Below are 20,737 nucleotides of genomic sequence, written 5' to 3' on the forward strand. Positions count from 1 at the left end.
AGATTGAAATCGAGAGCGAATTGGCTCTCCTTTAGTAGTGATTTTCACAATAATAGATTTTTTAAATGTAATATATTGCATAATGGGTGCGAAGGAAACATATGTAATATTGGAAAGGATTTCAGTCTATTATTTTCCGTTTTTCCAAATGGAGATAAAGGGGAGAGGGCAATGAAGAAGAACATGTTACGTATAATGGCAACGGTAACTATTATGGGCGGCTTGTTTGTAAGTGCGAATGTCCCGAATGTAAAGGCAGAAGAATATCCAGAAATGATTGTGTTTGATGATGTTCCAGTAAACTACTGGGCATATGACGATATAATGGACGTAGTATACAATAAAGTAATGTTAGGATATGGAAATGGTAAGTTTGGTGTAGGAGATAATGTAACACGAGAACAAGTAGCAGCAGTACTTTATCGTACATTGAATTTGAAAAAAGAAGGATCTTTAAAAAATCCATACAAAGATATTTCTGAGAGGGCAACCATGTTTTTAGATGAAATTTTAGTATTAACAGAGCATGGTATTTTTCAAGGTGATGAAAAAGGAAACTTTAGACCAGCAGCACCTGTAACACGTGCAGAGATGGCGCAAATTCTTACGAAGGCATTTACATTTGAGGTGAAGAAGAACCATACATTTAAAGATGTGTCAAATAATCATTGGGCAAAAAATGCGATTAGTGCACTGCAGTCTAATCATGTCATAGTAGGAACAGGCAATGGAAAATTTGAACCGAATAAAGTTGTAACACGTGAGCAATATGCAACGTTTTTAAATAAAGCTGTTTTTTATTTTCCTGTAAAAGATGAAAATTATGAATAAAAGTTAAAATATAAGGGCACTTAAATTATATTAATATAACATATATCAAGAAAAAAGCGCGGGAATTCCACGCTTTTTTCTTGTTTTAAATTATTTATAAGTATATCAATTTGCTACTCATAATGTAGTTGTTGGAGTTTAGTGGATAAGAAGAAATTGAATAAAGTAACTTTTTATTGGTTGGATATGCGGTTTAGTAACTTTATTATTAATAGAGTGTAAATAAAAGTATGTGAAATATAGTTCATAAATTAGACAAAAATCACATAGGAATTATATTGTTATGCTTCCATTAATTCTTTATATTAGAAAAAAATATGTTTTTAGGGAGAGAATACTTTGAAGAAAAAAGTTTTAAAAGTAGCAACAGCTTTAACAATTATGGGTGGAGTAGCATTTAGTGCTGAAGGGACAACAGCGCAAGCTGAATTAGCTGCAAAGCCTAAGCCGCAACAAACAAGTCCGGCCATCTTTAAAGATGTACCAGCAGGACATTGGTCTTATGAAGCAATTCAAACTTTAGCAGAACAAGAAATTATGCTTGGTTATGGAAATGGTGTGTTCGGTTTTGGACATAACGTAACACGAGAACAAGTAGCTGCTTTAATTTATCGCACAATCGATTTCAGTGAAGTATTCGAGGAAGGCGATATTCTTGAAAATCCTTACAAAGATATTAATGAAAAGTCAACAATGTTCTTAGAAGAAATTTTAGTATTAACAGAGTTAGGTATCTTTAATGGTGATGGAACTGGAAACTTTAGACCGAAAGATACATTAACACGCGCAGAAATGGCTCAAGTACTTACAGAAGCATATGAGTTAGAAGTAAAAGAAACAAAAGGATTTAAAGATGTACCAAAAGGACATTGGGCAGAAAATGCGATTAATGCAGTAGGTTCAAATGGTATTTCAGTAGGAGATGGCAAGGGTAATTTCGCTCCAAACATGAAGGTAACACGTGAACAATATGCGCAGTTCTTATTTAAAACAATTTTTGAATAAATAATAAAAAAGAAGTCGGTGTTGTATAACACTGGCTTCTTTTTTTATGTGTAATGCCGGTGAAAGAATACAGTTTCATAAAAAAACAATAAAATTTTCAAAAAAAACTTCCTTTTCTGAATATTTGTTATATAATATAAAACATAAAATCAAATCTGTTATAAAACAGTTTAAGAAGGGGATGCTAATATGTCGACGCAAACTTCACGGGTTACATTACCCGGAGAAATGTTACCAGCGTACAACGAAATATTGACACCTGAGGCGCTTAGTTTTTTAAAGAAACTACATGAAAATTTCAATGAGCGCCGCATAGAACTTTTACAAAAGCGTGCGGAGAAACAAAAGAGAATTGATGCAGGGGAGTTTCCGAAGTTTTTAGAAGAAACAAAGCACATACGTGAAGCGGATTGGACAATTGCCAAGTTGCCAAAAGATTTAGAGGATCGCCGCGTAGAGATTACTGGGCCAGTAGATAGAAAGATGGTTATTAATGCTTTAAATTCAGGAGCACATCTATTTATGGCAGATTTTGAAGATTCGAATTCACCAACTTGGGAGAATGCGATTGAAGGTCAAATAAACTTACGAGATGCTGTGCAGGGAACGATTTCACATAAAAATGAAAACGGGAAAGAATATCGTTTAAATAGTAAAACAGCTGTATTAATTGTGCGTCCAAGAGGATGGCATTTAGAAGAAAAACATATGCAAGTTGAAGGGAAGAATATGTCTGGTAGCTTAGTAGATTTCGGACTTTATTTTTTCCATAATGCGAAAGCTCTTCTAGCAAAAGGAAGCGGTCCATACTTTTACTTACCGAAAATGGAAAGCCATTTAGAAGCAAGGTTGTGGAATGATGTTTTCGTATTTGCTCAAAAATATATCGGTATTCCAAACGGGACGATCAAAGCAACGGTGCTACTGGAAACGATTCACGCTTCGTTTGAAATGGATGAAATTTTGTATGAGCTTAAAGATCATTCTGCTGGATTAAATTGCGGAAGATGGGATTATATTTTCAGTTTTTTAAAGGGTTTCCGTAATCATAATGAATTTTTACTTCCAGATAGAGCGCAAGTCACGATGACGGCGCCGTTTATGCGCGCGTATTCTTTGAAAGTCATTCAAACGTGTCACCGCCGTAATGCACCAGCTATTGGAGGAATGGCAGCACAAATTCCGATTAAAAACAATCCAGAAGCGAATGAAGCAGCTTTTGAAAAAGTGCGTGCAGATAAAGAGCGCGAAGCTTTAGACGGTCATGACGGGACTTGGGTTGCCCACCCGGGACTTGTACCAGTCGCGATGGAAGTATTTAATCACATTATGAAAACACCGAATCAAATTTTTAGAAAACGCGAAGAAATACATGTTACAGAAAAGGATTTATTAGAAGTACCAGTAGGAACGATTACAGAAGAGGGACTTCGCCTAAATATTAGCGTAGGCATTCAATATATCGCATCTTGGTTAAGCGGACGGGGAGCAGCACCAATTTATAACTTAATGGAAGATGCGGCAACAGCGGAAATTTCTAGAGCACAAGTATGGCAATGGATTCGTCATGAAGGCGGAAAGCTACATGATGGTCGTAATATTACGCTTGAATTGATGGAAGAGCTAAAAGAAGAAGAACTAGCAAAAATAGAAAGAGAGATTGGTAAAGAAGCCTTTAAGAAAGGGAGATTCCAAGAGGCGACAACGTTGTTTACAAATCTCGTTCGGAATGATGAATTCGTACCATTTTTAACATTACCGGGTTATGAAATTTTATAAAAAATGAAAAGGGGATGGAACAAATGAAAAACGAAAGAATCGAGAAATTACAAGAGAGCTGGGAACTAGATACGCGTTGGAAAGGAATCACACGTCCATATTCAGCAGAAGATGTAATTCGCCTGCGCGGGTCAATTGATATTGAACATACGTTAGCGCGCCGCGGTGCTGAAAAGCTTTGGTCATCACTCCATACGGAAGATTACATTAACGCACTTGGTGCATTAACAGGAAACCAAGCGATGCAACAAGTAAAAGCTGGGCTAAAAGCAATTTATTTAAGTGGATGGCAAGTAGCAGCTGATGCGAACCTTTCTGGGCATATGTATCCAGACCAAAGTTTATATCCAGCGAACAGCGTACCTGCTGTAGTAAAACGAATTAATCAAACGCTGCAACGTGCGGATCAAATTCAGCATATGGAAGGAAGCGGTGATACAGATTATTTCGTACCGATTGTAGCGGATGCAGAAGCTGGATTTGGCGGACAATTAAACGTATTTGAACTAATGAAAGGTATGATTGAAGCAGGTGCATCTGGAGTGCATTTTGAAGATCAATTATCTTCAGAGAAAAAATGCGGTCATTTAGGCGGAAAAGTATTACTACCGACGCAAACAGCGGTACGTAATTTAATCTCGGCACGTCTTGCGGCAGATGTAATGGGAGTGCCGACAATTATCGTTGCAAGAACAGATGCGGATGCAGCTGATTTAATTACGAGCGATATCGATCCTGTTGATAAAGCGTTTATTACAGGGGACAGAACACCGGAAGGATTTTACCGTACGAAAGCAGGTCTTGATCAAGCAATCGCACGTGGTTTAGCATACGCACCATACGCAGACCTCGTTTGGTGCGAGACGTCTGAACCAAATTTAGAAGATGCAAAACGATTTGCAGACGCAATTCATAAAGAGCACCCAGGGAAATTGCTTGCATACAACTGTTCACCTTCATTCAACTGGAAACAAAAACTAGATGAGAAAACAATTGCGAGCTTCCAAAAAGAAATCGCATCTTACGGTTATAAGTTCCAGTTCGTAACACTAGCTGGATTCCACTCATTAAACTACGGCATGTTTGAATTAGCACGCGGCTATAAAGAGCGCGGCATGGCAGCGTACTCTGAACTACAACAAGCAGAATTCGCAGCAGAAAAACACGGCTACTCTGCAACTCGTCACCAACGAGAAGTAGGAACAGGTTACTTTGATGAAGTAGCACAAGTTATTACAGGTGGTACTTCATCAACGACAGCGCTAAAAGGATCTACAGAAGAAGCACAGTTTACGAAATAAAAGGAAGGGGCACCTGTTTGAAGGGTGCCCCTTATTATTTTTTGAACGATTCGAGGAGTAAATGAAAATATATCGACGATTTTTTCGATATATCTATCATAACTTAAAATATATCACCGATTCGACAAAGGATATCGACTTACCGACAAAAAAGACAATATGATTAAATCCATTCAGCTCCATGAGCACGAATAAACTCTATATCTTTCTCGTAATGCTCTAAATGTCCTTCATCAATCATTCTTTGGAAATTCACATCTCCTTCTTGCGCTTTTCTTTTCATATACGTACATAATGCTTCTAGGCGTAGTAGTACCATACTTATGTAATCCTCGTCCATACTTTTCCCGTAGGACTGGACAAACAATTTCACTCTTTCTTTCGTATGATCAGCATGTTGTGCAGGTTCATAATGAACTGCCTCACCTGATTCTGTATAATACGTTCTGCTTAAAGGAACACAAGTATAAAGTGTATAAGCGATATCCCAAATTCTTGGGCCAGGAGCAGCAACATCGAAATCAATAATACCTACTGGTTTCTCGTCATGAAAAATAATGTTATATATGGCAAAATCGTTATGGCATACAACCTCAATATCATTTGGAGTACAATCCATCGGTTTCCATTCATTTAATAACGAAAAGTCACTTACCGCATCATGATAAAGGCGAAGCATCTTTGCGATTTTTTTTAATACATCATTAGATCGCATATATTCTTTTACAGGATAATTGCCAGCTTCTCCTTCAATAAAGGATAAAATCTCTCTATCTTTTTCATCTACACCTAAAAACTTTGGAGCGTGATGAAAGCCTTTGTTTTCTAGGTGTTGTAATAATGTATGAATTTTTGCACTGCCAGGCTTTAATTCTCGCCGAACAGTATTTTCAGAACGATATACATTTGATACATTTCCCCCGGTAAGCTTTTCTTCGTTTGTGTAGTTTGACATATAATCCCCTCCAATATCGCAACCGCGTGGTTAAATTATAACACCTGAGAACAAGGGATATAATCGTATTCAAATGATGTGTGTGTTCATTTTATAATGAATTCTGCACGTGTTAAAATCAAATATTTACGAATGTACAATCAATTTAATTTGTCAGTTATTTTCAAAAAAGATTGTACATTTTATTTTAATGTGCTATGATGATGTCAGTTGAATAGTTAAATTAAGCAATCCATATGTTATCAAGTGCTGAAAACGAACGAGAAAAAGTATGTGAGAACTAGTGTATGTTTCGTATTTGATAATGTGTGGATTCTTTTTTTAGACAGGAAGACTAAAAAAATAAAATGTGTATTTTCTTAGGAGGAAATAATTATGGCAGTAACAGGACAAGTAAAATGGTTTAACAACGAAAAAGGCTTCGGTTTCATCGAAGTTCCAGGCGAAAACGATGTATTCGTACATTTCTCTGCAATCGAAACTGACGGTTTCAAATCTCTAGAAGAAGGTCAAAAAGTTAGCTTCGAAATCGAAGACGGTAACCGTGGACCTCAAGCTAAAAACGTAATCAAACTATAATTTTATAGTTTATTATGAAAAAAAGGATGGCAGCTGCCATCCTTTTTTTGTTGTAATATACGATGGAAAAGTATACAAAATGAAGAAGAGTAAAAGGCTTTCCAAAATGGAAGGCCTTTTACTCTTCTTTTTCAACTTTTTTCTTCGCGCGTTTCTTACATTCAGAGCATTTCGATTTACGAAAAGGCTTTGCAAAAAATAATAGAATGAAAAATAAAGCGAATATAATGCTAGCTGAGTTTTTCACGATTACGATGTTGTTATTTTTCATGTGAATCGTTGGTTGCATTTCTTTTTCTTCCATAGCGGACCTCCATATATTGGATTTTTATTTTAATTATAGCAAAGTTAATTGTCTTAATGATGCGAAATGAGGAAGTAGTTGTAAATATTTATAGGTAGTATAAATACATTTTGTATAGGTTTGTTATTATAAAATTACTATATATTTATTTTATAATTTAAAAGGTGTTTGACAAATGATAAAGTATTGTAAAAAAGCGGAATTTGTAAAGCGTTTCCTTTTCATAGATGCTAAAATTATATATGCAGCTGCTAATATAAATGGAAAAAAGGAGACAGTAGAATATGGAAAGTAAAGTAGAACGCTATGTCGAAAACTATGTGGTAAATAAAAATACAATGGCCTTACTTCCAGTTATTCTAAGTGAGAAGAAAATTGTTACACGAGTTGTTGAGATGGAAGATTCTTTTTTCGTATTTCAAAAGCCTCTAGATATTATAGAAAGAAGTTGTCGCAAGCATGGCTCTAGTTTCCTAGGTAGAAAAGAAGGGACGAAAGAATTAACTCATATTACACATAAAGCACCGATTGCGATTAGTCCGACAGATCAACTTTATTTTTTTCCTACTTATTCATACTCTAGAAAAGAGTGCGCTTGGTTGTCTCATTTTTATATTGAAAGTAATAAAGAGTCAAAAGATGGAAATGTCATTGTTAGATTTATAAATGGCTTTGCTGTGAAATTAGAAATATCAAAAAGTAGTTTTGAAAATCAACAAAATCGTACAGCGAAATTGCGTACTGAATATGAAGATCGTAGAAAAAAACAAGGGAACCCTTGTTTTAAAGAGATTGATCAAAGGGATGAATCGACATTAAGACCAGCTTATGAGAAAGTGTATTTTGTTAGAGAAGAGGATGTTTGAGAGGAAAAGGATGGGGGAACTCATCCTTTTTTGATTTTATTATATACCGTCACGCTGTAAGTTTCATAAAAAAACTAAAAATTCTAAATGTATCTTTCTGTATTTTCTTCTTTTTTTATAATAACTATTGAGTGATAATCTAGGTACGTTGTCTAAATTAACTTCATATCCTGTCGAATATTGATAGATTATCATAGCATAATAATGAAGGAATTCTCATGAAAGATATGGAAACTTAATAATTACATCTCCATATGTCGTATCTACCATTTCCTCTTTCATATAAGCAATGATACAGTAGAGGTAGTACTTAGAGTAAAGGGGTAAAGTGTAGAATGGATTTTCAGACAATCAAAGAGTATTTTTCACCAGAAAATATGGATCATATTGTTGAAAGTTATAAAGCGTTCGGACCACTGCTTGGTATTGGTTTACCGATGATAGAAGCGTTGATTCCGGCATTGCCACTCATCGTATTTGTATTGGCGAATGCTGTTGCATTTGGATTTTGGCTCGGTTTTCTTTATTCTTGGCTTGGATCAGTAATGGGTGCCTTACTTGTCTTTTTCATTATCCGCCATTTTGGCCGAAGTCGTTTCTTTTCTTTTGTAAATAAGCATGAGAGAGTACGCAAGGCGATGGGATGGATTGAAAGAAAAGGGTTCGCGCCGATTTTCGTCATATTTTGTTTTCCGTTTACACCGTCTGCGCTTATAAATGTTGTCGCGGGTCTATCTCGCATTAGTGTAAAACAGTTTGGCCTTGCGCTTGCGTTCGGAAAGCTTGTGATGATTTTTATTTTAACGTATATCGGCCATGATTTAATGTCATTTATTCATAATCCGGTGAAATCAGTTATTGTAGCAATTGGTATTTTTATTTTATGGTATGTCGGTAAGAAAATTGAAGTAAAGTTAGAACTACATTAAGAATAGTCTTCTTTGTAAAGGAAAGCTTCATTATTAAAGGATAAGGGGAGAAGCGGATGAAGAAAACTTTGAAAAAAGAAGGCATAGAGTGGATACGAACAATTTTAATTGGTGTATTATTAGCTGTATTTTTTCGAACGTTTTTCTTTTCGACGTACGTTGTAGAGGGGAAGTCAATGATGCCGACATTGCAAGATGGCAATATGCTCGTTGTAAATAAGGTGAGTTATCAAGTGGGGGACTTGAACAGGTTTGATGTTGTTGTGTTTCATGCGAATAAAAAAGAGGACTACGTAAAACGAATTATCGGTTTACCTGGAGATCAAATTGAATATAAGCATGATAAATTATATATAAACGGACAATTCGTGGATGAACCTTATTTAGAAACGTATAAGAAAGAGATAAATGGACGACAACTAACAGGTGATTTTAAACTAGAAGAGTTAACGAAAGAAAAATCGGTGCCACCTGGATATATTTTTGTAGTAGGTGATAACCGCCTCGGGAGCTGGGATAGTAGACACTTTGGATTTGTAAAAGCTGATACAGTTGTCGGTAAAGTTGATTTACGATATTGGCCAATTCAAGAGGTGCAAACGAATTTTTCAAAAGGTTGATATAATAGATAGAAGTATAGAAAAAGGCAAACTACTCCGTTTGTCTTTTTTCGTGTCCTATAATACAATTATAGTAGCAAACTAACGTTCGTTATGTAAGTGAAAGGTGGGGTTACATGTCACTTCGATTTGTGATTGGTAGAGCGGGAAGTGGAAAAAGTACACTTTGTTTACACGAAGTGCAAGAAGAGTTAAAGCAACGTCCAAGAGGGGAAACAATATTATATCTTGTGCCAGAACAGATGACATTCCAAACGCAGCAGGCGTTAATTGGTAGTGAGGATGTTAGAGGTTCTATTCGGGCACAAGTTTTTAGTTTTTCACGGTTAGCATGGAAGGTACTGCAAGAAGTTGGCGGAGCGAGTCGCCTTCATATTGATGAAGCGGGCGTACATATGTTACTTCGTAAAATTGTAGAGTCTCGTAAAGATGGATTATCGGTGTTCCAAAAAGCAGCGGAGCAAAACGGTTTTTTTGAACATCTTGGTAGTATGATTGCGGAGTTTAAACGTTACAACGTGACGCCATCTAACGTATATGAAATGTGGCAACAATTAGATGCACATAGTAGCAGTGCCGAACAAAAGCTATTAGCGAATAAAGTGTATGATTTACAACTACTATATGATGATTTCGAGCGTGCTTTAATCGGAAAATATTTAGATTCAGAAGACTATTTGCAATTACTAGTCGAAAAGCTTCCGCAGTCTGACTATGTAAATGGGGCTGAAATTTATATAGATGGATTTCATTCATTCTCACCGCAAGAGCTAGAAATTGTAAGACAGCTTATGATTTGCGGTGCGAGAGTTACAATCACGTTAACACTAGATGAAAAAACGTTAGCGCAGCCAGTAAATGAACTAGATTTATTTTATGAAACGACGTTAACATATGAAAAAATAAAACAAGTAGCACGTGAAGAGAAGATAGAAATTGAAAAAACGATTCCACTTATGGAACAACCGCGTTTTCATTCGCAATCATTAGCGCATTTAGAAACGCATTACGAAGCTCGTCCAAATGAAAAGTTTCACGGAGAAGCAAGTGTAACGATTAGTACAGCAGCGAATTTACGAGCTGAAGTAGAAGGCGTTGCGCGTGAAATTCGTAGACTTGTGGCAGATGAAGACTATCGTTACCGAGATATTGCGGTTCTTCTTCGTAACGGGGAAAGTTATTACGATGTAATGCGAACGCTATTTACAGATTATAATATCCCGCATTTCATCGATGAAAAACGCCCGATGTCACATCATCCGCTAGTAGAATGCATTCGTTCTGCACTCGAGATTATTAGCGGGAATTGGCGTTATGATGCAGTGTTTCGCTGCGTAAAAACAGAGCTTTTATATCCATTAGACGTAAGAAAAGAAACGATGCGTGAAGAGATGGATGAGTTTGAAAACTACTGTTTAGCGTACGGTGTACAAGGAAAGAGATGGACTTCTGAGGATCCGTGGATGTATCGCCGCTATCGTTCTCTTGACGATACGGACGGGATGATTACAGACAGTGAACGTGAAATGGAAGAGAAAATAAATCGATTGCGTGACGTTGTAAGAACGCCAGTTATTCGTATGCAAAAAAGACTGAAGCGTGCGGGAACAGTTATGCAAATGTGCGAAGCTGTTTACTTATTTTTAGAAGAGCTTGACGTTCCGAAAAAACTAGAAGCATTACGTATTCGTGCAGAAGAGAGCGGAGATTTCTTATTTGCGACAGATCATGAACAAGTATGGGAAGAAGTAATGAGTCTTCTTGATACGTTCGTAGAGATGCTTGGCGAAGAAAAAATGTCACTTTCTATGTTCACAGACGTTATGTCTACAGGTCTTGAGGCGCTTCAATTCGCCAACATTCCGCCGTCATTAGACCAAGTGTTAATTGCGAATATTGATCGTTCTAGATTATCAAATGTGAAAGCAACATTTGTCATTGGCGTGAATGAAGGTGTGATTCCAGCAGCACCGATGGATGAAGGTATGCTTTCTGATGAGGAAAGAGACGTTCTTAGTACTGCAGGTATCGAATTAGCACCAACGACGAGACAAACTTTATTAGAAGAACAGTTCGTTATGTATCAAATGGTAACGAGAGCAACTGAGAAATTATACATTTCATGCCCGCTAGCAGATGAGGAAGGAAAGACGTTACTTGCTTCTAGCTTTATTAAAAAAATAAAAAGAATGTTTCCTGATGTGAAAGATACATTTATTACGAATGATGTAAATGATTTATCCCGTTCGGAACAAATTTCATACGTAGCAACGCCAGAAGTAACGTTATCTTACGTTATGCAGCAACTTCAAACGTGGAAGCGATACGGATTTGAAGGGAATTTAGACTTTTGGTGGGACGTATATAACTTCTACGTTACTTCAGATGAATGGAAGCAAAAAAGTAGCCGCGTATTATCAAGCTTATTCTACCGAAATCGTGCGCAAAAACTAAGTACAGTTGTAAGTAGAGATTTATACGGAGACAAAATAAAAGGAAGCGTCTCTCGTATGGAATTATTTAACCGTTGTGCGTACGCTCATTTCGCGCAGCACGGTCTAGCATTAAGAGAGCGTGATATTTTCAAACTAGATGCGCCAGATATAGGTGAATTATTCCATGCAGCGCTGAAGAGAATTGCAGACAGGCTATTACGTGAAAATCGTACTTGGGCAGATTTATCAATAAAAGAGTGTGAGCATCTTTCGGCTGTAGTAATAGAAGAAATTGCACCGTTATTACAAAGACAAATTTTATTAAGTTCAAACCGTCATTTCTATTTAAAACAAAAACTACAACAAATCATTTTCCGTACGTCAATCATTCTTCGTGAACACGCGAAATCGAGTGGTTTCGTACCAGTTGATTTAGAAGTGCCATTCGGTATGGGCGGTACAGGATCGCTTCCGCCAATGGAATTCTCATTACCAAATGGTGTGAAGATGGAAGTTGTCGGCCGTATTGACCGTGTAGATAAGGCAGAAGATGAAAACGGGACGTTCCTACGTATTATTGACTATAAATCAAGCTCAAAAGCGTTAGATTTAACGGAAGTGTACTACGGATTAGCACTTCAAATGTTAACGTATTTAGATGTTGTTACTTCAAATGCACATACGTGGATGAAAAAAGGCGGCACGGCATCACCGGCTGGTGTACTGTACTTCCATATTCATAACCCGATCGTTGAGATGAAAGGTGACGCATCTGAAGCGGAAATTGAGAAAGAGATTTTAAAGAAATTTAAAATGAAAGGGCTCGTACTAGGAGACGCTGACGTTGTTCGTTTAATGGACAACAAGCTTTCAACAGGAAGCTCTGATATTATTTCTGCTGGTCTGAAAAAAGACGGTAGCTTTAGTGCGCGTTCAAGCATTGCAAGTGAACAAGAGTTTAACGTACTTCAAAAATACGTACACCATACATTTGAAAATATCGGAAAAGATATTACAGAAGGCGTTATCGATATTGCTCCTTACAAAAAGGGAAATAAAGCGGCATGTACGTTCTGTAACTTCAAATCTGTTTGTCAGTTCGATGAATCACTTGAAGATAACCAATTCCGTACGCTAAAAGATATGAAAGATAGCGAAGCGATGGAGAAAATTAGAGAGGAGGTTGGCGGAGAATGATTGAAAATTGGCCTAAAAAACCAGAAGGTAGTCAGTGGACAGATGATCAGTGGAAGGCGGTTGTAGCGAACGGACGTGATATTTTAGTCGCAGCAGCAGCTGGATCAGGGAAAACAGCAGTATTAGTTGAACGTATTATTAAAAAGATTATAAATGAAGAAAATCCAGTCGATGTCGACCGCCTGCTCGTTGTAACATTTACGAATGCAGCGGCGCAAGAGATGAAAAACAGAATTGGGGAAGCGTTAGAAAAAGTATTAATTGATGAGCCAGGGTCGCAGCACATTAGAAAGCAGCTGAGTCTATTAAATAAAGCTTCTATTTCAACGATTCACTCCTTTTGTTTACAAGTAATTAGAGGATACTACTACATGCTTGATGTTGATCCTCGTTTCCGCATTGCGAATCAAACGGAAAATGAATTATTAAAAGAAGAAGTGCTAGATGACATATTAGAAGAAGAGTATGGAATTGAAGATAATACGATATTCTTTGAACTCGTTGATCGTTATACGAGTGATCGTAGCGATGATGACTTACAGCGTATGATTTTAGCGCTTCATACAGAATCAAGAGCGCATCCGAATCCGGAAAAATGGCTCGATAAATTAGTAGAAGCATACGACGTAGAAGGAAAGACAATTGAAGATTTAGTGTACGCTTCTTACTTATTAGAAGATGTGAAATTCCAGCTTGAAACAGCGGAACAGTATATTCGTAAAGCGACGGAACTCGCAATGCTTCCTGACGGCCCGGCGCCTCGTGTTGAAACCTTGCAAGCTGATGCAGCTTTACTTGGAACGTTATCGTCAGCAGCTTGTGAATCGTGGACAAGTGTGCATGAAGCGATGCAGAATGTGTCGTGGCAAACGTTAAAGCGTATTAAGAAAAGTGATTACAACGAGGATGTTGTAAAACAAGTAGATTCTCTTCGTAATAAAGCGAAAGATGAAGTGAAGAAATTACAAGAAGAGCTATTTAGCCGCAAACCTGAAAGTTTCTTACGAGATTTTCAAGATATGCACCCTGTATTAGAAAAGCTCGTTCAACTTGTAAAAGTATTTAAAGAGCGTTTCCAAGCGATGAAGCGAGATAAAGGAATGGTCGATTTCACAGATTTAGAGCATTTCTGTTTACAAATTTTAAGTGAACAAAGTGAAAATGATGAAATGAAGCCGTCAGCAGTAGCGCTCCAATATCGAAATAAATTTGCTGAAGTATTAGTCGATGAATATCAAGATACGAACTTCGTACAAGAATCGATTATTAAATTCGTAACGAAAGATTCTGAGAGTGAAGGAAACTTATTCATGGTTGGTGACGTAAAGCAGTCGATTTATCGTTTCCGATTAGCAGAACCAGGCTTATTCCTAGGAAAATATAAACGCTTCACGCAAGAAGGATTAGGCGGCGGAATGAAGATTGATTTAGCAAAAAACTTCCGTAGTCGTCATGAAGTTTTAGCAGGTACGAACTTTATCTTCAAACAAATTATGGGCGAAGAAGTTGGAGAAATCGATTACGATGCTGACGCTGAATTAAAGTTAGGTGCTACCTATCCAGAAGGTGAAGATGTAGCGGCGGAACTACTATGTATTCAGCAAACGGAAGAAGAAGTAATAGACGGAGAAGAAGGTGCAGAAGTCGAAAAAGCACAGCTTGAAGCTCGTCTTATGGCGCAGCGTATTAAAGCGATGGTTGATTCAGGTTATGAAGTGTATGACCGTAAAACGGATAGTATGCGCCCTGTACAATACCGCGACTTCGTTATTTTACTGCGCTCCATGCCGTGGGCGCCGCAAATTATGGAAGAGTTAAAATTGCAAGGAATTCCAGTATACGCTGATCTTGCGACTGGTTACTTTGAAGCGACAGAAGTAAATATTATGATGAACGTCTTCCGCGTTATCGATAATCCGATGCAAGATATTCCGCTTGCAGCAGTGCTTCGTTCACCAATCGTTGGATTAAATGATGAAGAACTTGCAACGCTTCGTGCTCACGGGAAAAAAGGCTCGTTTTATGAAGTAATGAGCTCATTCTTAAAAGGGGCACCGCTTGAAGAAGAAAAAGAACTACATGATAAATTAGAGTGGTTCTATAACTTACTACAAGGATGGCGTGAATTCGCGCGTCAACAATCACTTTCTGATTTAATTTGGAAAGTGTACGGTGAGACAGGTTATTACGACTTTGTCGGTGGTTTACCAGCCGGAAAGCAAAGACAAGCAAACTTGCGTGTATTATATGACCGCGCAAGACAATACGAAGCAACATCGTTTAGAGGATTATTCCGCTTCTTACGTTTTATTGAACGTATTTTAGAACGCGGTGATGATATGGGGACGGCGAGAGCTTTAGGTGAACAAGAAGATGTCGTTCGCATTATGACAATTCATAAAAGTAAAGGATTAGAGTTCCCAGTCGTGTTCGTAGCTGGACTTGGTCGCCGTTTTAATACACAAGACTTAATGAAACGTTTCTTACTGCATAAAGACTTCGGTTTCGGTTCACAATTCATCGATCCTCGTAAACGAATTAAATATACGACATTATCGCAACTAGCGATTAAGCGTAAAATGAAAATGGAATTAATCGCGGAAGAAATGCGCGTATTATACGTAGCGTTAACGCGTGCAAAAGAGAAGTTAATTTTAATCGGTACAGTTAAGGATGCAAATAAAGAAATGGAAAAATGGCTTGATGCGAGGGAGCATAGTGAATGGTTATTACCAGACCATATACGTGCCGGAGCGTCTTGTTATTTAGACTGGATTGCACCTTCATTATATAGACATCGTGATAGTGAAATGCTTCTTGAATTAGGACAAGGGAGTATTCCGGATGAAATTTATGGATATAGTGCGAGCTGGAAAGTAGAAGTTGTTGACGGTAACACGTTACTTGCGCCAGAACCAGTTCAAGAAGAGAAACAAGAATTACTAGAAGCACTTCGTGAGAAAAAAGCTGTTCCCCTGCAAAGTGAACGAAAAGAAGAAGTGTATGACAGATTAATGTGGAAGTACGGATATGAGGAAGCAACATCTCATCGTGCGAAACAGTCTGTTACAGAAATAAAGAGAAATTATCAATCTGAAGAAGGTAGCGATAACGCCTTTATTAAAAAACTACGTGCGCCAATTAAAACGCGCCCTCGTTTTATGGAGAAAAAAGGATTAACGTACGCTGAGAGAGGTACGGCAGTTCATGCTGTTATGCAACATGTTGATTTAAAGAAGCCGATTACAGAAGAAGTGATTCGGGAACAAATTAATGGCATGGTCAATAAAGAGCTATTAACATTCGAACAAGCAGAAGAAATAGCGATTGAAAAAGTCATTTCATTCTTTGACAGTGATTTAGGTAAAAGGGTACTAGCGGCGAAAAGTGTGGAGCGTGAAGTACCATTTACGATGATGCTTGCAGCAGAAGAAGCATATCAAGATTGGCAAGGGAAGAGCGGAGAATCAATTCTTGTCCAAGGGGTTATCGATTGCATGATCGAAGAGGAAGACGGAATCACTTTAATTGACTTTAAAACGGATACGATTGAAGGGAAGTTCCCAGGCGGATTCGATCAGGCGAAACCAATTTTAGAAGATCGATATAAAGTGCAGCTTTCTTTATATGCAAAGGCACTTGAAAAAAGCTTACAACACCCTGTGAAAGAGAAATGCTTATACTTCTTTGATGGCAACCATGTTGTAAAAATTGAAGAATAGAGGGACTTGAAAATGGCAACGGAAAAAACGTTAAGAACGTGTGAAAAAGGACATGAATATTTTAAAAGTAGCGATTGTCCAACTTGCCCAACTTGTGAGAAAGAAAAGAAACCAAAAACAGGATTTCTTTCACTTCTTTCATCACCAGCACGAAATGCACTGCAACATCATGGAATTCACACGATAGAAGAACTCTCAAAGTATAGTGAAAAAGAGATTTTAAAACTGCACGGTATGGGACCTGCGTCTATGCCGAAGCTTAGAAAGGCTTTGGAAGAGAGCGGGTTATCATTTAAATAAAATGAAACAGTAAACAGTGTTTTTTGATAATCTTGAATGAGATAAAAGAAAAAGTAGGAGAATATCTCCTACTTTTTTTACGCTGTTCCAATTTGATCTTGATCGGCCACATCAGAATCAAACGTATTTGTTGCACTAACACCGTTAAAAGTATTCACGACAAATCCAACATTGGAAGCTCCGGATCCATTATAAGCTTTCGTATTTTCTTTCGGAGACACATTATAAAAATCCCCTAAATTGAAAGAACCATTACTGTTTTGAACGACGAGATTTCCAACAATAGAAGGCATACCATCCACCTACTTTACTAAGCTTTTTAATTACTATATGAATTATTGAGCGGAAGGTTCATCCGTAATGTATTGGCGGATTTGCATAATACGAGAGTTATTAAAAACATAATCAACATTTCCGATTTGAAATCCACCAGAATTTAAAAGTGATCGTAATTCAACATTGTTTACTTCAATGAAAGGGCATTCATTTACAATGTTTAATTTTACATCTGTCGCTCGCTTTGGGATTGTGACGTGTTCATCTGTAAAGATTTCAAATGCATCTAAGCGACCTTCTCCTTTTATATAACAAGGAATTTCCCTGTGTACGGCAAGCGCTCTACTTTTTAATTCCATTTGATTTGCATCTCCAACTTGAAATACGGCAGCAATTCCTAAAGAAATAATAGACACATTTTGGACAACAGACACATGATGTAACATAATTTCTCAGCCTCCTTAACCTGGAGTAGGAGGGACATCTGTTACTAGCGGTACAAATGGCCCCTCTGTAACAGTTTCAAATGGTGTATCAAGAATAGAAGATAGTATGAGGAGATTCGCATCCCCAATTAAAAAGAGTGCAGACGACGATACACCGTTCATTTTAATCTGTCCGACTTTTAACTCACGATTCACAACATTAAGGTTCATACATACTTACTCCTTTCGGAAATTTCCCGGTATGTGTTGGATAAAAGATAAGAAAGCTTTGTCAATATCATGTTTCATTGCTTGAATAATGATATCTCGTAAATAATCTGGATCTGTTGAAATCCCTTCATATGATTGCGCTTGTGATAAATAATAAGGAAGTCTATGCTCCATCTGTTTTTTTATGTCATCCACCATCATTTGTCTATACATTTCATCGAGCGGCGTTCTCTCTTCTTGTTCAAAATGGAGAATTCGGTTATATGCTTCTTCATCTAAGTAACGATGCATTTCTTGAAGGATGCCTTGGTAAAAGTCTGGGTTTGTGTCAGTTTCAGGATTGACCTTCAAAGTTTCTGTATCAACTTGAAAATCCTCAATTTGCTGTCCTTTTGTTGAAAATGGATTTAAGCCAATATTTAAAGTACCATTTAAATTTTCTACTTTTAATTGATCGAATTTGTATTCCACTTTTCCTATAGAAGAGGAGGGGCGACTTTTTAATTCATTAAGCTCTTCTTGTAATTGACGAACTTGATTTTCTAAATTAAGAATGGTTGCTTGTTGTGCTTGAAGAGCTTGTTGAAGTTGGTGTAAATAAGTATATATATCTTGATTCATTTGTGAAACCTCCTTTTCAATAGGGAGGGTAAATATATTCCTGCTATATATTTATGACAAGGATGTCTTAAGAAGAACTAGTTGATGGTTTGATAGAAATAATTTGTCCTTTCGCCTGTAATGGGCGAAGGGGCTCTGTAAATCCGCCAGTATTTGAGAATTTAGATAGAGCTTTAATACTTCCAGCAGTACCAATTTGGAATACAGAAGAGGTTGTAATGCTATCAATTCTAATGCTGTTAATGATGATGCTTTGGTTTACGTAAAAATTCAATACAATCGCCTCCCCTAAGTTGAACCAATTATCGCTTGGTCAACTACATCTGAATCATTAACAGTTGTTGCGCTTTGATAATTGTAGACAGAAACGTTATCTCCAACATTAAAGGAGCCGGCTCCGGCGAAAGCGCGTGAATAACTAATAGGCCTAATCGCAAATACATCTCCAATATGAAAAATACCACTTGATCCAATATTGACGATACGAATATGTCCGACCATAGCTGGCATACAAAACACCTTTCGTTTTTAAAATTTTCTTTTCTACTATTGTATGGGCGTTTTCAATAAAATGTGTATTTTTTTGAAATAAAAGAAACACACACGTTATTGTGTGTGTGTATCGAGTGTTTGATTAGGGTGAAAATCCGTATGTACATGCCAAATTGCATTTAAGAGCCTGTCCAGTTCTTGGCTACAATCCACTGTTTTTTGAGAAGTCATTCCGTAGCGTTCAGCAAAATAAATCATTTTTTCACGTTTTTTTTCAATCGCTTGCTCAAACATTGAAATCGGCTCCATCTCTAAATGAAATTTTTAGTATATATGTAGTACATATTATACAAAAAAACCATAAAAAAGAAATACCTTCGCTAAAAAAAGTAAAATTTCTACATTTTATGCCAAATGCATAGGAGTAACGAATAGGATGGGAGAAGAATATTGTAAAAATTAGCGTGCATGAGAAGGTTTTTTTCTTACGGATGCGAATACAATTAAATGGTATGAGTTTTAGGATGGAGAGTGGAAATATTGCGTTTGGTAACGGCGAAGAAAGATGAAAAGGTATTTGTAGGTATTGTGGATGAAGAGGAAGAAAAGGTATTGCACTTAAGAGAAGCGCAAAGACAAAAAGGGGAAAAGGTTACGATTCCGATTACGATGTTAGAGTGTATTGAAAGAGGAACCGAATGTTTTGAAAAAATATGTGATATTGTAAATTGGGCAAAGGAAAATGAAGGAACGGCGTATTACCCGTTAACTGAGGTAAAAATATTAGCGCCAATTCCAAGGCCAAGGAAGAATATTTTATGTGTTGGAAAAAATTATCGTGAGCATGCGATAGAAATGGGCGGAGAAGAGTCAATTCCAGAAAATATAATGATCTTCACGAAAGCGCCAACGACAGTTATTGGAATGGATGAAAAAATTAATAGTCACCCCCACGCAACGAATGAACTAGATTATGAAGGAGAACTAGCTATCATCATCGGTAAGCGAGGGAAACAAATAAAAAAAGAAAAAGCGCTTGAGCATGTTTTTGGTTACACTATTATAAATGATATAACTGCTCGCGACATTCAAAGGAAGCATAAACAATTTTTCCTTGGAAAAAGTTTCGATACATTTTGTCCGATGGGACCGTATTTAATTCATAAATCAATGGTTGAAGCGCCAAATGCGTTACACATTGAAACGGTAGTAAATGGAGAGATAAGACAAACTTCAAATACAAATAAAATGATTTTTTCAATAGAAGAAATTATTTCAACGATAAGTAAAGGTATGACATTAGAACCAGGAGATATTATCGCAACAGGAACGCCAGCTGGTGTCGGCAAAGGTTTCACACCACCGAAGTTTTTACATGCGGGTGATGAAGTGGTCGTTACAGTAGAAGGAATTGGTACTTTGCGAAATGTAGTGAAGTGAAGTGAAGAAAAGAGCTATCTTATGAAAAGATAGCTCTTTTCTATGGTCTTGGGTGATAGAGGTAATCGATAACGGAAAAAGTGTAAAGACCAATGACTGCAAGTGTACAAATGCCAAATAGTATAACCGTAAGTGCGCTTTTTTCTCGTCCAAAACCAATAATAGTAAGAATAACAGTAGTCCAAAATGATGCTTTCAGTAGTGTGAATGTAGTGGGAGTTGAGTAGTGACTAAGCAATGTTACAGAAAGTAGGAAGCCAAAGAATGTAACTAAAAGAAAAGATGTAGCTAAATAGTTAATATGTTTGCCATATCTTAATAACATATCGCACCTCCTTTGTGATTTTAAAATACAGAAAATTACAATTTAATTTTAGTATAAATCAATATAAAAAGAAAGAGGTTGTCCTAACGTGTAGGACAACCTCT

At 37.0% G+C, this 20,737-nt stretch carries 22 protein-coding genes; 12 read left to right on the forward strand and 10 right to left on the reverse strand.

Translation table 11 applies throughout. From position 1 onward, the window contains the following. Positions 1 to 171: 171 nt before the first annotated feature. The 4 genes from ACUXEY_RS03920 to aceA all read left to right on the forward strand — a co-directional run bounded on the left by ACUXEY_RS03920 (position 172) and on the right by aceA (position 4,916). Positions 172 to 831: an S-layer homology domain-containing protein gene (locus ACUXEY_RS03920; protein WP_461300142.1), complete on the forward strand. Its 660-nt coding sequence runs from the start codon at positions 172 to 174 to the stop codon at positions 829 to 831. A 339-nt stretch (positions 832 to 1,170) separates the two neighbouring features. After that, positions 1,171 to 1,836: an S-layer homology domain-containing protein gene (locus ACUXEY_RS03925; RefSeq protein ID WP_461300143.1), complete on the forward strand. Its 666-nt coding sequence runs from the start codon at positions 1,171 to 1,173 to the stop codon at positions 1,834 to 1,836. A 189-nt stretch (positions 1,837 to 2,025) separates the two neighbouring features. Further along, a complete protein-coding gene (gene aceB / locus ACUXEY_RS03930; protein WP_461300144.1) occupies positions 2,026 to 3,615 on the forward strand; it encodes a malate synthase A in 1,590 nt (529 codons plus the stop codon). A gap of 23 nt (positions 3,616 to 3,638) precedes the next feature. Next, complete coding sequence (aceA, locus tag ACUXEY_RS03935; protein ID WP_166704139.1) at positions 3,639 to 4,916, forward strand: isocitrate lyase; 1,278 nt, start codon at positions 3,639 to 3,641, stop codon at positions 4,914 to 4,916. A 163-nt stretch (positions 4,917 to 5,079) separates the two neighbouring features. Here the strand turns inward: aceA and ACUXEY_RS03940 are convergent, their stop codons facing one another. Beyond that, a complete protein-coding gene (locus ACUXEY_RS03940) occupies positions 5,080 to 5,871 on the reverse strand; it encodes a phosphotransferase (protein WP_461300145.1) in 792 nt (263 codons plus the stop codon). 375 nt (positions 5,872 to 6,246) lie between these two features. Between ACUXEY_RS03940 and cspA the strand changes: the two genes are divergently transcribed. Beyond that, positions 6,247 to 6,450 carry an RNA chaperone/antiterminator CspA gene (cspA, locus tag ACUXEY_RS03945; RefSeq protein ID WP_000301518.1) on the forward strand — a complete coding sequence of 68 codons (204 nt, stop codon included), beginning with the start codon at positions 6,247 to 6,249 and terminating at the stop codon, positions 6,448 to 6,450. Positions 6,451 to 6,568: 118 nt separating this feature from the next. On the opposite strand, the gene ACUXEY_RS03950 is transcribed toward cspA, so the two are convergent. Beyond that, a complete protein-coding gene (locus ACUXEY_RS03950) occupies positions 6,569 to 6,754 on the reverse strand; it encodes a hypothetical protein (protein ID WP_000391433.1) in 186 nt (61 codons plus the stop codon). A gap of 284 nt (positions 6,755 to 7,038) precedes the next feature. On the opposite strand from ACUXEY_RS03950, the gene ACUXEY_RS03955 reads away from it, so the two are divergent. The 6 genes from ACUXEY_RS03955 (at position 7,039) to ACUXEY_RS03980 (ending at position 16,823) form a co-directional block, all read left to right on the forward strand. Then, positions 7,039 to 7,620 carry a competence protein ComK gene (locus tag ACUXEY_RS03955; protein WP_000444425.1) on the forward strand — a complete coding sequence of 194 codons (582 nt, stop codon included), beginning with the start codon at positions 7,039 to 7,041 and terminating at the stop codon, positions 7,618 to 7,620. Positions 7,621 to 7,955: 335 nt separating this feature from the next. Continuing rightward, positions 7,956 to 8,549: a TVP38/TMEM64 family protein gene (locus tag ACUXEY_RS03960; RefSeq protein WP_000347517.1), complete on the forward strand. Its 594-nt coding sequence runs from the start codon at positions 7,956 to 7,958 to the stop codon at positions 8,547 to 8,549. A 56-nt stretch (positions 8,550 to 8,605) separates the two neighbouring features. After that, the gene (lepB, locus tag ACUXEY_RS03965; RefSeq protein WP_048567025.1) at positions 8,606 to 9,169 is read left to right on the forward strand and encodes a signal peptidase I; all 564 of its coding nucleotides are present in this window, start codon (positions 8,606 to 8,608) and stop codon (positions 9,167 to 9,169) included. A 116-nt stretch (positions 9,170 to 9,285) separates the two neighbouring features. After that, complete coding sequence (gene addB, locus ACUXEY_RS03970; RefSeq protein WP_461300146.1) at positions 9,286 to 12,801, forward strand: helicase-exonuclease AddAB subunit AddB; 3,516 nt, start codon at positions 9,286 to 9,288, stop codon at positions 12,799 to 12,801. Further along, positions 12,798 to 16,523, forward strand: coding sequence for a helicase-exonuclease AddAB subunit AddA (gene addA / locus ACUXEY_RS03975; RefSeq protein ID WP_461300147.1), 3,726 nt, complete (start codon positions 12,798 to 12,800; stop codon positions 16,521 to 16,523). Before addB ends, addA begins: the two co-directional genes overlap by 4 nt. A gap of 12 nt (positions 16,524 to 16,535) precedes the next feature. Continuing rightward, positions 16,536 to 16,823, forward strand: a complete 288-nt coding sequence (locus ACUXEY_RS03980) for an RNA polymerase alpha subunit C-terminal domain-containing protein (protein ID WP_166704146.1) — start codon at positions 16,536 to 16,538, stop codon at positions 16,821 to 16,823. Positions 16,824 to 16,900: 77 nt separating this feature from the next. Here ACUXEY_RS03980 and gerPF read toward each other — a convergent pair whose 3' ends face one another. The 7 genes from gerPF to ACUXEY_RS04015 form a co-directional block, all read right to left on the reverse strand. Then, complete coding sequence (gerPF, locus tag ACUXEY_RS03985) at positions 16,901 to 17,116, reverse strand: spore germination protein GerPF (RefSeq protein ID WP_002149901.1); 216 nt, start codon at positions 17,114 to 17,116, stop codon at positions 16,901 to 16,903. Between the two features lie 42 nt (positions 17,117 to 17,158). Then, complete coding sequence (locus ACUXEY_RS03990) at positions 17,159 to 17,545, reverse strand: spore germination protein GerPE (protein WP_166704147.1); 387 nt, start codon at positions 17,543 to 17,545, stop codon at positions 17,159 to 17,161. Between the two features lie 15 nt (positions 17,546 to 17,560). Beyond that, on the reverse strand, positions 17,561 to 17,755 hold the full coding sequence (gerPD, locus tag ACUXEY_RS03995) for a spore germination protein GerPD (RefSeq protein WP_001052807.1): 195 nt from the start codon (positions 17,753 to 17,755) through the stop codon (positions 17,561 to 17,563). Between the two features lie 6 nt (positions 17,756 to 17,761). After that, entirely contained in the window at positions 17,762 to 18,376 is a 615-nt protein-coding gene (gerPC, locus tag ACUXEY_RS04000; RefSeq protein ID WP_166704148.1) for a spore germination protein GerPC, read from the reverse strand. Between the two features lie 67 nt (positions 18,377 to 18,443). Then, a complete protein-coding gene (gene gerPB, locus ACUXEY_RS04005; RefSeq protein WP_087957704.1) occupies positions 18,444 to 18,650 on the reverse strand; it encodes a spore germination protein GerPB in 207 nt (68 codons plus the stop codon). Between the two features lie 14 nt (positions 18,651 to 18,664). After that, positions 18,665 to 18,886, reverse strand: coding sequence for a spore germination protein GerPA (gene gerPA / locus ACUXEY_RS04010; RefSeq protein WP_001111188.1), 222 nt, complete (start codon positions 18,884 to 18,886; stop codon positions 18,665 to 18,667). A gap of 96 nt (positions 18,887 to 18,982) precedes the next feature. Further along, positions 18,983 to 19,162, reverse strand: coding sequence for an aspartyl-phosphate phosphatase Spo0E family protein (locus ACUXEY_RS04015; RefSeq protein ID WP_000462840.1), 180 nt, complete (start codon positions 19,160 to 19,162; stop codon positions 18,983 to 18,985). A gap of 246 nt (positions 19,163 to 19,408) precedes the next feature. Here ACUXEY_RS04015 and ACUXEY_RS04020 point away from each other — a divergent pair, with 246 nt between their 5' ends. Then, positions 19,409 to 20,308 (forward strand): fumarylacetoacetate hydrolase family protein, encoded by a 900-nt coding sequence (locus tag ACUXEY_RS04020; RefSeq protein WP_208326605.1) that lies wholly within the window; start codon positions 19,409 to 19,411, stop codon positions 20,306 to 20,308. 40 nt (positions 20,309 to 20,348) lie between these two features. Here the strand turns inward: ACUXEY_RS04020 and ACUXEY_RS04025 are convergent, their stop codons facing one another. Next, positions 20,349 to 20,633 (reverse strand): hypothetical protein, encoded by a 285-nt coding sequence (locus tag ACUXEY_RS04025; protein ID WP_070805472.1) that lies wholly within the window; start codon positions 20,631 to 20,633, stop codon positions 20,349 to 20,351. Positions 20,634 to 20,737: the final 104 nt, after the last annotated feature.

This window comes from Bacillus sp. F9_6S_D1_P_5 (assembly GCF_054823925.1).

Coding starts and splice junctions, on each gene's coding strand:
- cspA (WP_000301518.1), top strand. CDS start 6,247: ATGGCAGTAACAGGACAAGTAAAATGGTTTAACAACGAAAAAGGCTTC.
- ACUXEY_RS03950 (WP_000391433.1), bottom strand. CDS start 6,754: ATGGAAGAAAAAGAAATGCAACCAACGATTCACATGAAAAATAACAAC.
- ACUXEY_RS03990 (WP_166704147.1), bottom strand. CDS start 17,545: ATGTTACATCATGTGTCTGTTGTCCAAAATGTGTCTATTATTTCTTTA.
- addA (WP_461300147.1), top strand. CDS start 12,798: ATGATTGAAAATTGGCCTAAAAAACCAGAAGGTAGTCAGTGGACAGAT.
- ACUXEY_RS03980 (WP_166704146.1), top strand. CDS start 16,536: ATGGCAACGGAAAAAACGTTAAGAACGTGTGAAAAAGGACATGAATAT.
- ACUXEY_RS03940 (WP_461300145.1), bottom strand. CDS start 5,871: ATGTCAAACTACACAAACGAAGAAAAGCTTACCGGGGGAAATGTATCA.
- ACUXEY_RS04015 (WP_000462840.1), bottom strand. CDS start 19,162: ATGTTTGAGCAAGCGATTGAAAAAAAACGTGAAAAAATGATTTATTTT.
- gerPF (WP_002149901.1), bottom strand. CDS start 17,116: ATGCCTTCTATTGTTGGAAATCTCGTCGTTCAAAACAGTAATGGTTCT.
- ACUXEY_RS03960 (WP_000347517.1), top strand. CDS start 7,956: ATGGATTTTCAGACAATCAAAGAGTATTTTTCACCAGAAAATATGGAT.
- gerPC (WP_166704148.1), bottom strand. CDS start 18,376: ATGAATCAAGATATATATACTTATTTACACCAACTTCAACAAGCTCTT.
- gerPD (WP_001052807.1), bottom strand. CDS start 17,755: ATGAACCTTAATGTTGTGAATCGTGAGTTAAAAGTCGGACAGATTAAA.
- aceA (WP_166704139.1), top strand. CDS start 3,639: ATGAAAAACGAAAGAATCGAGAAATTACAAGAGAGCTGGGAACTAGAT.
- ACUXEY_RS04025 (WP_070805472.1), bottom strand. CDS start 20,633: ATGTTATTAAGATATGGCAAACATATTAACTATTTAGCTACATCTTTT.
- ACUXEY_RS03920 (WP_461300142.1), top strand. CDS start 172: ATGAAGAAGAACATGTTACGTATAATGGCAACGGTAACTATTATGGGC.
- aceB (WP_461300144.1), top strand. CDS start 2,026: ATGTCGACGCAAACTTCACGGGTTACATTACCCGGAGAAATGTTACCA.
- addB (WP_461300146.1), top strand. CDS start 9,286: ATGTCACTTCGATTTGTGATTGGTAGAGCGGGAAGTGGAAAAAGTACA.
- gerPA (WP_001111188.1), bottom strand. CDS start 18,886: ATGCCAGCTATGGTCGGACATATTCGTATCGTCAATATTGGATCAAGT.
- ACUXEY_RS03955 (WP_000444425.1), top strand. CDS start 7,039: ATGGAAAGTAAAGTAGAACGCTATGTCGAAAACTATGTGGTAAATAAA.
- lepB (WP_048567025.1), top strand. CDS start 8,606: ATGAAGAAAACTTTGAAAAAAGAAGGCATAGAGTGGATACGAACAATT.